At 45.6% G+C, this 14,820-nt stretch carries 11 protein-coding genes; 5 read left to right on the plus strand and 6 right to left on the minus strand.

What is annotated here, in order from left to right:
* The first annotated feature begins 11 nt into the window (after positions 1 to 11).
* The 5 genes from livM to VF709_RS02135 all read left to right on the plus strand — a co-directional run bounded on the left by livM (position 12) and on the right by VF709_RS02135 (position 3,984).
* Entirely contained in the window at positions 12 to 1,286 is a 1,275-nt protein-coding gene (gene livM / locus VF709_RS02115; protein ID WP_440230819.1) for a high-affinity branched-chain amino acid ABC transporter permease LivM, read from the plus strand.
* Positions 1,283 to 2,158 (plus strand): ABC transporter ATP-binding protein, encoded by an 876-nt coding sequence (locus VF709_RS02120; RefSeq protein ID WP_029882584.1) that lies wholly within the window; start codon positions 1,283 to 1,285, stop codon positions 2,156 to 2,158. The genes livM and VF709_RS02120 overlap by 4 nt, the downstream gene beginning before the upstream one ends.
* Positions 2,155 to 2,871 (plus strand): ABC transporter ATP-binding protein, encoded by a 717-nt coding sequence (locus tag VF709_RS02125; RefSeq protein WP_038419955.1) that lies wholly within the window; start codon positions 2,155 to 2,157, stop codon positions 2,869 to 2,871. The genes VF709_RS02120 and VF709_RS02125 overlap by 4 nt, the downstream gene beginning before the upstream one ends.
* A 154-nt stretch (positions 2,872 to 3,025) precedes the next feature.
* Entirely contained in the window at positions 3,026 to 3,508 is a 483-nt protein-coding gene (locus tag VF709_RS02130) for an Hcp family type VI secretion system effector (RefSeq protein WP_013096029.1), read from the plus strand.
* Between the two features lie 17 nt (positions 3,509 to 3,525).
* Positions 3,526 to 3,984: a DUF2778 domain-containing protein gene (locus tag VF709_RS02135; RefSeq protein ID WP_256065134.1), complete on the plus strand. Its 459-nt coding sequence runs from the start codon at positions 3,526 to 3,528 to the stop codon at positions 3,982 to 3,984.
* A gap of 570 nt (positions 3,985 to 4,554) precedes the next feature.
* Here VF709_RS02135 and VF709_RS02140 read toward each other — a convergent pair.
* From VF709_RS02140 to VF709_RS02165, 6 genes are all read right to left on the minus strand, one after another.
* Positions 4,555 to 5,736 (minus strand): restriction endonuclease, encoded by a 1,182-nt coding sequence (locus VF709_RS02140; protein WP_440230822.1) that lies wholly within the window; start codon positions 5,734 to 5,736, stop codon positions 4,555 to 4,557.
* 104 nt (positions 5,737 to 5,840) lie between these two features.
* Positions 5,841 to 6,968, minus strand: coding sequence for a PD-(D/E)XK nuclease family protein (locus tag VF709_RS02145; protein ID WP_440230824.1), 1,128 nt, complete (start codon positions 6,966 to 6,968; stop codon positions 5,841 to 5,843).
* A gap of 58 nt (positions 6,969 to 7,026) precedes the next feature.
* Positions 7,027 to 8,865 (minus strand): DUF262 domain-containing protein, encoded by a 1,839-nt coding sequence (locus tag VF709_RS02150; RefSeq protein ID WP_440230826.1) that lies wholly within the window; start codon positions 8,863 to 8,865, stop codon positions 7,027 to 7,029.
* Between the two features lie 58 nt (positions 8,866 to 8,923).
* On the minus strand, positions 8,924 to 9,679 hold the full coding sequence (locus VF709_RS02155) for a M48 family metallopeptidase (RefSeq protein WP_183169020.1): 756 nt from the start codon (positions 9,677 to 9,679) through the stop codon (positions 8,924 to 8,926).
* Positions 9,676 to 12,960: a type I restriction endonuclease subunit R gene (locus VF709_RS02160; RefSeq protein ID WP_440230828.1), complete on the minus strand. Its 3,285-nt coding sequence runs from the start codon at positions 12,958 to 12,960 to the stop codon at positions 9,676 to 9,678. The genes VF709_RS02155 and VF709_RS02160 overlap by 4 nt, the downstream gene beginning before the upstream one ends.
* Positions 12,961 to 13,029: 69 nt before the next feature.
* The gene (locus VF709_RS02165; protein WP_440230830.1) at positions 13,030 to 14,814 is read right to left on the minus strand and encodes a cold-shock protein; all 1,785 of its coding nucleotides are present in this window, start codon (positions 14,812 to 14,814) and stop codon (positions 13,030 to 13,032) included.
* Positions 14,815 to 14,820: the final 6 nt, after the last annotated feature.

The raw sequence follows: 14,820 nt of genomic DNA on the forward strand, positions 1-14,820 counted from the left end.
AGGAGAAAACGATGACATCACACGGTTTCGCCCTCAAGCGCTGCCTGCTGGACGCGATGTTTTCCGGGCTGATCGCATTGATTATTTTTGGCCCGATTGCGGGCGTGGTGCTGGACGGATATAGCTTTAACTTTGCCGGACAGCGCCTGGCCTGGATGGTCGGCACAGTGATGGTTGGGCGTTTTCTGCTGAGCGCTTTTTTAAGTACCGCTGTCGGGGCCCGTTTTCAGGCGCGGTTCGAAGCCAACAGCGCGGGGGTATATGTTCGCCCGCCGGAATACAAAAGCCGTCTGCGCTGGGTTATTCCTCTGGCGATCGCCCTTGCGATCTGCTTCCCGTTTGTCGCCACCAAATACCTGCTGACGGTTGCTATCCTCGGGCTGATTTACGTCCTGCTCGGCCTCGGCCTGAATATCGTCGTGGGTCTGGCCGGACTGCTGGATCTGGGGTATGTCGCCTTCTACGCCATCGGCGCTTACGGGCTGGCGTTGGGGTATCAATATCTGGGACTCGGATTCTGGAGCATGCTGCCGCTGGCGGCAATTATGGCTGCGGCTGCCGGTGCCCTGCTCGGCTTCCCGGTGCTGCGCATGCACGGCGACTACCTGGCGATTGTGACGCTCGGGTTCGGGGAAATTATCCGTCTGGTGCTGAACAACTGGCTAACTTTCACCGGCGGGCCTAATGGCGTGTCAGCGCCGCCGCCTACGTTTTTCGGACTGGAGTTTGGTCGACGCGCCAAAGAAGGTGGCGTGCCATTTCATGAATTTTTCCATCTGACGTACAACCCGAATATGAAGTTTATCTTTATTTACGCGGTGCTGTTTCTGGTGGTGCTGCTGGTGCTTTATGTCAAGCATCGCCTGACGCGAATGCCAATTGGCCGGGCATGGGAAGCCCTGCGGGAAGATGAAATCGCCTGCCGCTCCATGGGCCTCAACCATGTGCTGGTTAAGCTTTCGGCCTTTACGCTGGGCGCGTCAACGGCCGGGATTGCGGGCGTGTTCTTTGCCACCTATCAGGGTTTTGTGAATCCAACCTCATTCACCTTTTTTGAATCTGCGCTGATCCTCGCCATCGTGGTACTGGGCGGCATGGGCTCCACGCTCGGAGTCGTGCTGGCAGCCTTTGTGCTCACCGTGACACCCGAGTTGTTGCGCAGCTTTGCTGAGTATCGCGTCCTGCTGTTTGGCATGCTGATGGTGGTGATGATGATCTGGCGTCCGCGCGGGTTGATCCGCATTAACCGCAGCGGGTTTGCCGTGCGTAAGGGCGTGGCGCCATGAACGGAACGATTTTAAGCGTAGAGCACCTGATGATGCATTTTGGCGGGATCAAGGCGCTTAATGACGTCAATCTCGACGTGCAGCGCGGTTCAATTACCGCCCTTATCGGCCCAAACGGCGCTGGCAAAACCACCGTCTTTAACTGCCTGACCGGCTTCTATAAAGCGTCCGGCGGGAACATTCTGTTTAATGCACGCAACAGAACGACCAACGTCATTCAGGTACTCGGGCAAAAATTCCAGCCGGACGACTGGATTCACCCTGCACAGTTGGGGCAGCGCCTTTTCTATAAGATGTTTGGCGGGACGCATCTGGTTAACCGCGCCGGGCTGGCACGCACCTTCCAGAACATTCGTCTGTTCCGCGAGATGTCGGTCGTGGAAAACCTGCTGGTCGCACAGCATATGCGCGTTAACCGTAATTTGCTCGCCGGGATCCTCAATACCCCCGCTTACCGACGGGCAGAGAGCGACGCCCTGGACAGGGCCTTCTACTGGCTTGAGGTGGTGGATCTTGTGGAGTGTGCCAATCGCCTGGCGGGCGAGATGTCCTACGGCCAGCAGCGGCGTCTGGAAATCGCGCGCGCCATGTGCACCGGACCAGAGATGATCTGTCTGGATGAACCCGCCGCCGGGCTCAACCCGGTTGAAACGCACAAGCTGAGCAACATCATCCGTTTTCTGCGCGACCACCACGGCATTACGGTACTGTTGATTGAACACGATATGGGAATGGTGATGGAGATTTCGGACGACATCATTGTGCTCGACCATGGAGACGTCATCGCGAGGGGAAAACCCGAGCAGATCCAGCATGATGAAAAAGTGATCGCCGCATATCTGGGCACCGATGAAAGCGAGGTCAATCTATGAGCGAACCGATGCTGGCCTTTCGCGAGGTGGACGTGTTTTACGGCGTGATCCAGGCGCTGAAACAGGTAACCCTTGAAGTAAACAAAGGGGAAACCGTGGCGCTGATAGGCGCTAACGGCGCGGGTAAATCGACATTACTGATGTCTATCTTCGGCCAGCCGCGTATTCGCAGCGGGCAGATCGTGTTTTGCGGAGAGGACATTAGCCATAAATCGACCCACTATGTCGCCTCCGAAGGCATTGCCCAGGCGCCAGAAGGACGACGTATTTTTCCCGATATGACCGTGGAGGAGAACCTGCTGATGGGGACCATCCCCATTGGCAGCCAGTTTGCAACGGAAGATATGCACACCATGTTTGACCTCTTCCCTCGCCTTAAAGAACGGCGTAAACAGCGGGCGATGACCATGTCCGGCGGGGAACAGCAGATGCTGGCCATCGCCCGGGCGCTGATGAGCCGCCCTAAACTCCTGCTTCTGGATGAACCCAGCCTCGGCCTGGCGCCGATTGTGGTGAAACAGATCTTCCAGACGCTGCGCGAACTGACCCGCAACGGGATGACCATTTTTCTGGTGGAGCAGAATGCGCACCACGCGCTGAAGCTTTCTGACCGCGGCTACGTGATGGTTAACGGGCAGATCCGCCTGAGCGGCAGCGGAGAGGAGTTATTGGGGGATCAGGAGGTGAGGAAGGCGTATTTGGGCGGGGTGTGATTTGATATGAAAGGAATCATTAAAAGTAATTTCATATAAATAACAATGAGATATTCACGACAGGTATAGCACGCAATGCCTTGAGACGGCCTGAGTTTGTTGATTTATTAGTCTCTGACAATCACGTCAAACTCACTGAAAAGGAGCTTTCAGAATGGCTATACCCGCATATCTTTGGCTTAAAGATGACGGCGGTGCAAACATTACAGGTTCTGTAGATGTTCAGCACCGTGAAGGTAGTATTGAAGTTCTTGGATTTGGACATGGTTTGCACCTTCCTACTGATAGCGCAACCGGAAAAATCACAGGTACACGAGTTCACTCCGCATTAAATTTTGAAAAAGAATTCGATTCATCAAGCCCATATCTTTATAAAGCTGTGGCGCATGGGCAAACGTTACAATCAGCGGAATTTAAGTGGTACAGAATTAACGACGCTGGGCAGGAAGTTGAATACTTCAATATGTATCTTGAAGGGGTAAAGGTAGTGTCTGTATGCCCCGTCATGCACGATGTGAAAGATCCTACGACTGAAAAGCACAACCATCTTGAAAGCATATCTTTGCGTTATGAACGCATAACCTGGAAGCACTGCGACGGCAATATTATTTTTACTGATTCTTGGGCAGACAGATGATCCGTTGCTATTTTCATATGAATAATGGGCAGCTATCGTCACTAAGTTGTCCTGGTGTGGGTTTTTTCGCCGCCTATTCAGGCAATAAAGGGAAGCACAGAAACAACCCAGATTCTATAGCAATCGCCAAAAGGGGGCCTCTTCCTCCGGGTAATTATTACATTGTTGTAAGATCTCGGGGTAATCTTAAAAACCGTACCAGCAATTGGATGAAATCAATTCGAAGCGGATCGGACCGTGACTTATGGTTTGCACTCTTGCGTGAAGATGAACGGATTGATGACACTACTTTTATAAATAAAGTTGAGCGAGGATCATTTCGTCTACACCCGGCAGGAAGCAGTGGCAACAGTGATGGGTGTATAACGCTTGTCTCTCTCAATGATTATATGGTGCTTTGGAGAGCGCTTGTCAGAACCCCATCAACGATGATCACCCCTCAACTACGTGCATTTGGCACTATACAGGTCTACTGATGAAACCCGTTCACTCAGTGCTTATCTGGCTTGCCGAATTGAGCTTCTTAAGCATTCTTTACTGTATATTCTGTTACTTCACGCCTGATTTGGAGCTATATGACTGGTATGTAGAAAAGTATGGGTTTGTTATCGAAGAGGATTTTCTGGATTACTACACATTAATTCTCTATTTGATAGCGATTGCAGTAACTACTGCATGTATATGGCTGATCGCCATCATACGAACAAAGAGATATTGATTAGCGCATTGTGAAAGAAATAAAAAAACCGCCTTAAGGGGCGGTTTCACGACACTGCTTATTGCTTTGATTATTCTTTGTTTCCCATGGTACCCGGAGTGGGACTTGAACCCACACAGCGCGAACGCCGAGGGATTTTAAATTCTACGCAGGATCAATGAGTTACATAGCAGTGCATTGCGAAACTTTGCTGTAATTGCTTACTCATTTTACTGTAATTGGCAGTAAATAGATAGACTTGGATAACTTTGAGCACAGAATCTGCACAGGTAAGTCCCCCTCTCACGGAGGCCTACCTGTCCTTTGCTATATCTATATGACTGCAAAGTTACGAGTTTGACTGGAAATCTTCAATTATCTTCTGATTGTAATCATCCAGATACTTTTGCAGTTCATCCCTGTCGATCAAACGTACCAAGGCTGACTCAGCTAATTCTTTGGCAGAGCGTGTGAAGTAGGAATTAGTCACAACCATCGCCTCATCACAACCATAGAACGTTTTAGCCGAGATCACCTGCTGCACCGCCGAGTTACCTACAGAACCAGAATAATTTTTCGCCTGAATAACCATATCCTTACCAAATCGAGTGACGAAAAGATCTGCACCCTGATCTTGCGTTCTCTTGGTTTCTTTGACGTCATAACCCATAGTCTGGAATATTTCTACAAGGAAATCTTCGAACTGGAAACCATCCATTGCATCAACTAAATACATGGTGACGAATTTATTAGGGTTAAAATGCTCAAGGCGTGTAGCTAATCTATCAACCAGAATGTCAAAATAAATACGTTCGCACACTGCCAAGTATTTTTTAACTTCCTCAAATAAAACCAAAGGGACACCAGGCGTGGCCTCTGCTTTTTCATTGAATTCTACTGATGAGAACTCTATATTATTACTCCATATATAGAATAGAAATAATGAAAGATCTGCCCGAAAAGTGGTGCCTGCTTCCTCAATCCATGACTTCAAGGATTCAGTAAGTGTAAATTTAATATGCCGTTTAACTTCCTTAGCGAAACCATAATAAAGAGCGTTAAATGACGTGGTAAGGAGTAATTTATCTAATAGCTCAGGTAACTCCTCAAGCTCATTGAACCCTTTTCTGACCAACACCTCACGGAAAAGTTGTAATTCGGAGTATGTGCCATTATCTGTTGAGAAATCTGCTTCAGATTTATTATTATGTGAGAATCTGGAAGTGTAAATGAAGTTAGTAAAATATGGATCTTTTAAATTGGAGTATTTTTCGAGAACATTTTCAAGCAATTGATTAAGCTGAGTTTGTTCTTTCTTTTTCCCAAATAGATCTTTAAGAACACCCTTTGAACGATACTGAAATTCGGGATAAAACGATGGATTCAATGGTGTCATACGTTGTATATCTATTGCTTGTGAGGTCGATGATGCTGAACCCCATGCAGACGTTTTTACAGGCGAAACTCCACTACACCATGGACAATTAATCTCAAAAGTCGTTCTACTGCAAGTATCACACTGATAAATCATTTGAATATTCTCCTTTTATTCCAATATCTGTCTATTCGGCGCTTCAATTACCAGCCTAATAATCCACAATTTAAAAAAGATCGTCATCACTCAGTCATATTACTTTATGTTCTTATTTTTGAGTCCATCCACTTAGTCATATCCTTAAGAAGAACCAGTGCATCTTTTTTGCTTCTCGTATTCCCCCAAAAACTCAGTTCAAGCACTTTCCCCTTCCCAGTAATTGATACTTCATAGTCCTCAGGGCTAGCTGTTGGAATGAAATCTCCAGCACTTAAAGCAACTCTTATTTCTTCTTTTAGTGCATTAACTTCAGGGTAATCATCTGAATGTATCCATCCATATACGTAGAACTCAGCTTCATCTCGACCATCCTCTGAAGGGCGATAAACTAACGTAATTCCTGTTTTACCTTGCCCCCAGCATCCCGGCATCAGATGAATTGCTTTATAGTAACCCTTCCAGTTATTAATACCTGTTGCAATATGAATATCAGGCAATACCTCTGAGACAACCGATTTAGCTTCCTCGGTGATAGCATTTTGGTACATTTCCAGCAATTGAACCGATTTTATCAAAGCTGTGAAATTTTCAGTGACAAACTCCACATTTTTATCAGATACTTTATCCATACTAACCTCACTCAATTTTTTAAGATGACTTAAAAACTCCTGATAAAAAAAAGTCCACTTGCTGAACTCTTGATTCATCATCTCTAACCCCAGACGTCGAATGGCGGTTTTCAGCAGCAGTGAATAATTGATCAGTTGCCAACCGTCTACGCCTTTAGCGCTGTTACCGTCAGGCTTTAATATACAGCGAAATAGTTTTTGATTGTTGCCGCCGTAACTATCAATGAGACTTACATAGCTGGGAAAAGGATTATATGTATCAGCCAGAACTTTATGCTCAATACCTATAATGAATTCATCATGTCTGATAAGAATATCAATATATTTCCCATCTTCTGTTCGGGCCTCTCTCATTAGCTCCAGAGAAGTGAAATCAATTTCATCAACATCGAGGGAATCATCCAGGCAACATAGCAATGCTTTGAGCAACCATGGCGGCACCATTTTCTGGGCTCCCATAAACAAAGCCATCAAATCCGTAGTTGGATTTTCGAGATATCCGGAACCACCCAATTCAAAAAAATTGAATTCAACATCATCCTCAACCGAAATACCTTTCAGTTGTTCAATAAATTTGACAAAAAACGTTTCAGAACGCAATTCAACCTCCTTTTAAAAATCATGATGCCATTACAGATTAAATAACACCCTAACTTTGCTATAAATTATGGTCCCAAATATTCTCACAAATTATTTTATACAAAGACTGTCGTTCATCGACATCTTGTTTTTTAAATGAATCATGTGGTTTGAAAGGCAATCCGAATACATTTCTCAACTGATTGAAATTAGGGTTATTCATATATGCCAATGGGCATAACGATTTAGCCAGGAGATTCTCTTTGATGTAATGAGGTTGCTTTTGATCGTAACACAAATCACCATATGACTGGTTTGAGCCTCTAGGTAATAAAACCAAATCACCTAAGCGATTTCTGTAATTGTTAAATTCGTGCTCTTGTTCAAACTCATCAGAGTAACGTTCATATTTATCTGCCCAAATATGCTCGACTTCAAATGGCTTACCGTGTTCTGGCTGATAATATGTAATGAAGGTTGTACTCATTCCGGCTTGCTGCTCAACCCACGCAGTTATACGAGAAAGCAAAAACTTCACAAAACGATAGTTTTGACCATGGAGACGAAACTCTTCCATTCCTGCAAAAGTATCTGGCATTTCGGATAACTTCTTAGATAACAAATCTTTTAATTCTTCAATACTTTTACCACGAATTTCTTTAACAAGACTGTACATTGTGTAACGAATAGAACTGGCAGAGAATTTTCGGAAATTAACAGAACGACGAACAACAAATGTTTCAATATAGCGCGCCACCAGGTTTATTTTGGCTATCACAGCCTCAGGACTGTCACCTACATTTAATGGAGCCAACATCAAAGGGAAACTTAAAGTAGGTGCAATACCCCAATGGTGGATATAAAATACATATTCCAGTTGGTGCGTTAATGCTCTCTCAGCATTCAGTATTTGTGTATAGGCATTCAAATAAAACAAAAAGTTATTTTGTATAAATCGTTCGAATGTCTCACCATTATCTGGGTCCAATCCCACCGCCTGAAGATTATCTCTAACCCAGCTATGAAAACGCGTACCTATTTTTTCAAAGTCTTCATTTTTTGAACCAGCTTTACCCGGGCGTATTGTATCAGCATATTGAGCTCGCAACCATGACTGGAAAAAACGTTGGTCTTCATCTTTGTCATAGTTTTTTAAATCCATCATCGCTTTTTTCCAGAGTTCATTTGCCTTTTGGCGTTTATCTCCCTGATGAAAACGTGAAAGTAAAAAACCTTTAAGCATTTCGGACGGAGTAAGATTCAATCCTCGGTCATTCATAGTCTCAAAGATGGTATATGCGTTTTCATCTGAATAGGCAACTATCTCAACCATAATAACGTTATACTTAAGCCAGTCGATAAAAAAAGGAAAAGCCTGACCTTTTAACTCATCAGGAAAAGCATCTGTGATATTCTGATATCTCTCCACCATGTTATGGGTTGACTCATCATCCCCATCAACTAAACTATAGCTACCAAAATTAAACAATGCTTCCATGCAAGGAATTCTGTCTTCAACTACTATATTGAATGATTTACTGCCACGTAGCTCGGAGAAAATCATTGATTCTATTTTCTCTTCATATTTAAGTTCTTTCTGAAGGTTATGGAGGTAAATTAGAAATAAAGTTAATGAAGTCAGTCGTTGCTGACCATCAATAATACTCCGTTTCCCATCTTTACTACTCACAACAAATGGTCCTAAGTAATAATTATTGTAGTTTTCACCCTGCTCCCGAGAATCACCGACGGTGTATTCATTGAGAAACGCAGATGTTAAGTCTGTAACCAACTCTTCAATATGTTTCTCACCCCAGCTATACTCGCGCTGAAAGTAATCAACGGTATATTTTTGCGCATTTAGAACATCAAACAAATTACGATGGCGTGCTTCAATTTTATTATCTAACTTACTCATTTTTATACTCCCTGCATTAACGAGACTGACCAAACCCTTAAGAACTCATATTGATAAGTTACATATCAGCCAACAACATCCCAGCCATCCCATCCAGTCGCTTCTTGACCTTTTCCCACCCCGGCATAACCTGCCCCATCAAGCGGTAAAACTCCTCACTATGGTTGTGCTCAGCAACATGACATAACTCATGTAGCAAGACATAATCGATACATTCTGAGGATGCCTTAACCAGCCATGGATTCAGTGTCAGACAACCTTTCGCAGAACAGTTTCCCCATTGCGTTTGCATCGCTCGCAAACGTATCGGCGGACGCTCACTAACCCAAAGGGTCTGCGGTATTAGTGAATCAAGCCTGCGTTGAAAGACATCTCTGGCACGTTCCCGATACCATTCGGTCAGCAACGCTTTTACTTTTTCTGCCGATTTGTGTCTGACAGTAACTTCCAGCCGCCCACGCAACATTTTCACTCGTTGCGGAACAGTAGCGTCTTCTGTCACTTTCAACTGATACTGCTTACCAAGATAGTAATGGCTTTCTCCACTGACATACTGACGCGGCACAATGTGTGTCTGTTGCTCCCTGAAATCACGCAGTTGCTGATATATCCAGCGCCCTCGTTTTTTCAGCGCAGACAGCACTTCGTGCTCCGGTGTTCCTGGCGGTACAGAGGCAATAACCCGGCAGTCCGGATGCACCTTGATGAGCACCCTGCCCTTAACGACCTGACGCGGAACACACTGTACGACGATGACCTCATCACAATAAACAATGCGTAACGCTTTCATTGCTGGCGATTCTTGTTCACTCATGATTTCATCAAACCAACGCGCAGGATCTGGATAATGGTTTCCACGATACGGTTAACCTGATTCATTCCGGCACCAATTTCCCGGCAGGCCGTAAACAGCAGTGGTAACAAACTTGTCTTAACGGCCTTCTCAATATCCTGAGGGTTCAGGGAATTTTCTGCCACTGCTTTGACGATAATGCTGTCCACCTCAAAGGCCAGCTTCGTCCACTTCTCCTGCACCTGAACGTCGTTTACCGCAAAAACCTCCGGTAGCTCTTTTTTAAAAACACCGTAATACGCCTGAGCATGCTTGTTTACCGCCAGTGCATCCGGGATATCGCTGAGCTTACGGGCTTCAACCTGTTCTTCAAATTCACGGAATAAGAGGTACTGTTTCAGTGGATGGTCGAACAGTTTTTCAGCCTCTTCGATAGCCATACGCAGGAGTTTTGAAAAGGCCTCCTGAGCATACGGGTCATCACGCAGCTCCTGCTCAATCATCTTCGTCACGCGGGTTTTAATGATGTCGGTTTCATTGCGGGTTTTGTTGCTGTCCCACTCTTCGGGCTTTTCACTTTTCCCCATTTTACCGACTTCATACACGCCATCCGGTTCACGAACCTCAACGCCGGTGACATGCTTATCCAGTAGTTTTTTCACCTGCTCAGCGTAGTTGTCATAATTGACCTGCTCTCCGCTGACCTGCATTGCCCACTGGCGCAGGCTGGACATCTGTTTTACGGTTTCTTTATAGAGATTTCGGTCTTGTTCCGTAAAGCTCTTGTCTGTGAAGAAGGTAGCGGACTGCAGTGCCACTTTCAGGCATCCGGCAAAGGCCGTTAATGCCTCGAAGAAATCATCACGGGTTTTCTGATGGATATCGACCATCTCTCCGTTACGTTCTTCCATTTTAGGCACCAGAACTGCACGCAACTGCTCAGTATCATTCTTGTTTTTAACACCGGCAAATATGGCCCACAACTGGTTATACAGATGCGGCAGACGCTTGTATTCAGAGCTCATGGCGCTGTACAGCCCGTCAATATCCTTGATGTCATATCCTCCCTGAGTTCGGGAGGCGAGATCCTGATATTTACCGATCGTCGTGTCCAGTTCAGCCAGAATGCCGCGATAATCAATCAGCAGGCCAAACTTTTTCAGTGGATGCAGTCGGTTTACCCGGGCAATCGCCTGGATTAGGTTGTGGGACTTAAGCGGTTTGTCGATATACAGCACGGTATTTTTCGGTTCATCAAACCCGGTGAGCAGTTTGTCAACGACGATCAACAATTTTAGCTTATCATCGGTATCGAAACGGCTAATGATATTGCGGGTATAAACGGACTCATCCTGTGTGCCAACGTTATCCTTCCACCATTTTGTCACTTCCGGCAGTTTGCTTTCATCCACCTCGGTATTCCCTTCCCGGGTATCCGGCGGGCTGATAACTACAGCTGACTCAAACAACCCGGCTTCATCAAGATACTTTTTATATTTGATGGCGGAAATCTTGCTGTCGCAGGCAAGTTGGCCTTTCAGCCCCTCATCAATATTCTTCGAGAAGTGCGTGGCGATATCTAATGCAATCAGCCGGATGCGGTCATCTGCACTATAAACCTCACCTTTACGGGCATATTTACGCTTAAGGTCGGCTTTTTGCGCTTCGCTTAACCCATCGGTAATACGATCAAACCAGGCATCTATTGCCCGATCGTTAACCTCAAGGTCGGGAATACGTTCTTCATACAGCAAAGGTGTAACGGCTTTATCTTCTACCGCTCGCTGCATGGTATAAGCGTGGACAATCGGTCCGAATTTATTGGTGGTTTTATCTTCTTTCAGCAATGGCGTACCGGTAAACGCCACAAAGGCGGCGTTAGGCAGGGCCAGTTTCATTCGCACATGGTTCTCGCCACCCTGGCTGCGGTGTCCTTCATCAATCAGAACGATGATGTCGGGGCTGGTATTGACGCATTCAGGCAATTTTGTCGCTGAGTTAAATTTCTGGATAAGGGTAAAGATTATACGTTCTTTACCAGAGCCAATCTGCTGTGCCAGCTTCTGACCTGAGGTCGCCATCGCTTTGGCCTTATCATCCTTCCCGGCCAGTTCTCCACCAGAAGCGAAAGTACCGCTGAGCTGCCCTTCAAGATCGACACGGTCCGTCACCACCACAATGCGACATTCCTTCAGGCTGTCATGAAGGATCAGCGCCTTGCTGAGGAAAACCATGGTGTACGATTTACCTGACCCCGTGGTATGCCAGATCACCCCACCTTCCCTGCCCCCATCCGGTCTGCGAGTACTGATGCGTTCCAGCAGTCTTTTAATCCCGAAAACCTGTTGATAGCGGGCGACAATCTTTCCGGTCTTTTTATCAAACAGGGTGAAGAAGCGGGTCATCTCCAGCAGACGTTCCGGCGAAAGCAGGCTGATAAGCATCTTATCCTGTCCACTGACAGCCAGTTCACCAGCGGCGATTAGCTGTTGATACCAGTCGAGATCGGCTGAAAGACGATGATCAAACAACGCATGAATTTGTTCAGTCGATAACTGATGGTTGCGCAGCGCATACATCTGTGCTTCAGTAATATCTTCTTCGCGCCATGCCGCCCAGAATTTCATTGGTGTATGACAGGTACCGTAGCGCCCGTCATGCCCGTTAATCGACAATAATATCTGGCTGTAGGCAAACAGCTGCGGGATTTCATCGTTGAGCTGATTACGGATACTCTGAGATATCCCCTCGTCAATGGTTGGCCCTTTCTTGCCATGACCAGCCGGGCTTTTCGCTTCAATAACAGCCAGCGGGATACCATTAACAAAGCAGACAATATCTGGCCTCCGGGTTTCAACACCACCTGACCGCAATACCGTAAATTCTTCAGTAAAATGGAACTGGTTATTTTCCGGATGTTCCCAGTCGATCAGCGCAATGGTGGGGTTGACCTTCTTGCCATCGACAAACTCCGTGACGGCGATACCGTAGAGCAGATGGTTATACATCCGTTCATTGGCTTTGAGCAGCCCTTCATTGAGCGCCGGAGAACAGACCTGTGATATCAGGTTATCCAGTGCTTTTTCCGATAACTGGCAGGTTTTGCCACCCGCCATAAAGGAACGCTTCGACAGCTCTTCACGCAGAACCGGACGCAGCACCACCTCATCCTGTTTATAGCCCCGGTAATCCATAATCTGTTTCGGAGATAAAAACGTCCAGCCGAGGCTGGTCAGTAACGTCAGTGCCGGAATTTTGGCGCTGTATTCTTCCTGGAATTTAGGTTGGTAGTGCTTATCCACCCGGTAATCCTTCTTGGCTAAGAGGTGAAACTGTATGTCCTTACGGACATACTCAAAATGAACGAAGACTTATGATGAAAAGAACGGCGAGTCCCGATAAAGGCGATTGTACTTGACCTGTTCTGTTTCGCCCTTGTTTACATTACCAAATTTCTCCTGATGCGTCGTACAGCAGGAACCACAGGATGCACAAATAAATCGTCCTTCTGAACATTTTTCATGCAAATCCCTGGCGTCAATTATTTCGCTGCATTTGTAACCAATACAGTGATTAATGTAATGCCCGATACCAAACTGTTCGCACGAATGACTGGCACATTTAAAGACGGTCAGGCGATACGCGGCCTGGAAAGGTTTTTTCACAAATCCTTTCGACTTTGTATCCCAGACGCTGACTTCCACACGAGCATATTTCATATCTGGAACCATCAGCACCCCACAACTTCGGCAATGCAAGCGGGAATGTAATTCTCTGATACGATTGAAATACCCAGCCAGTTTAATTGGGAAATCCCGCTTAGAAGGTTCGCCTGCAATCAGATAGGTCATGCCATAGTGGGCAAGCCAGTCATAAATAGTGAAGTCGATGTAATCCCGACTGAGATCGGGTAGTACCTGCGGATCATGGCAGATTTTCGAACGACAAAGGAATTTTTTCTCTATCGTTCCGTCAGGTTGTTTTGCATTCCAGTGAAACGCCTCACAGGATAATTCTAAACTTGGGAAACGAATTTGTAATGAACTACATTGTGGGAACAATTTGAAAACAGAAGGATGATTTACCGGAATTTTACCCGACAAGACTCCGTGCCATATCTCATGCAGAATAATACTCAGAACGGACTGTTCATCGTTGCGCCCAAGCAACGGTAACAATTTACTCAGAATGAAGTATTCAGGATCAGAAGCAATTTCAGTATTCGACTCGACATCATTAACAAAACTGAAATCTTTTCTGAACATCTTCTGTTTAATCAAATACGTATTGATAAAAGGACTAATCACGGAATGTTTATAAAATTGCTTTCTCGATGAGAATTTCTGCTGATAGGCATCACGGACAAATGGTTGTATATCCATTTTATTTTTCGTGAAACTACGTCGAACAAAATTCTCTATATCATCATGCCGATGCTCAAGAATCCGCTCACTACTTATACAATCGTAAAAAGCCAGGTAGAGAATAGCACTTATAGATATATGGCTGAGTAATTCATTGATGATGTCCGATGTTGAAGCCCCCTGGCAATCCGTAGCCGCAGAACATCCTTTCACCCAAACAGCGAATTGTTCAATGTTATTATCGATAAATGACGAGGGCATGACCGCAGGAGATATTTGTTGTGCGGTCAAATCATCAAAATTCTTATCAGAGGCGAAAAGTGCAAACTGGTTATCGTAGTTACGTGATTTTAAAAATAGCGGTAAGACTTTTGTAACAGCTATATCACTGGTAACTAACCGAATTATAGCCCTTTCGCCAAAGGACTGAGTGAGGAAATTAATAACGCAGTCACGATAACGCCAACGAGCGAAATCAACGCCCTCCTCAATAATAGCCCGGAGATATTCAATGAGGAGCTCAGCCGTCTCCTCATCTGTTTTATCAAGAATGTGAACGTTAAAAGCCGTAGGCTTACCATTTTTACCTATACCTTCCCTGAACAGCACCGGTGTATTGTCAGCGGGTGTATAGTTCCGGCTTATCTCATTCTTATGAAAAAACAGCTCATTACCATTCTCTGATAAGAGAAAGCCAAAGTTATTCTCTCGATCCGTTTTGCTGTTGTAGCCTCCGAACCAGAGAACATTTCCCATGTACCACCGGGAACGATCCAGATTGTTCACTGCCATGAGCAA

The organism is Enterobacter sp. Lyrl_3 (genome assembly GCF_051948675.1).
Classification (GTDB): domain Bacteria; phylum Pseudomonadota; class Gammaproteobacteria; order Enterobacterales; family Enterobacteriaceae; genus Enterobacter; species Enterobacter cloacae.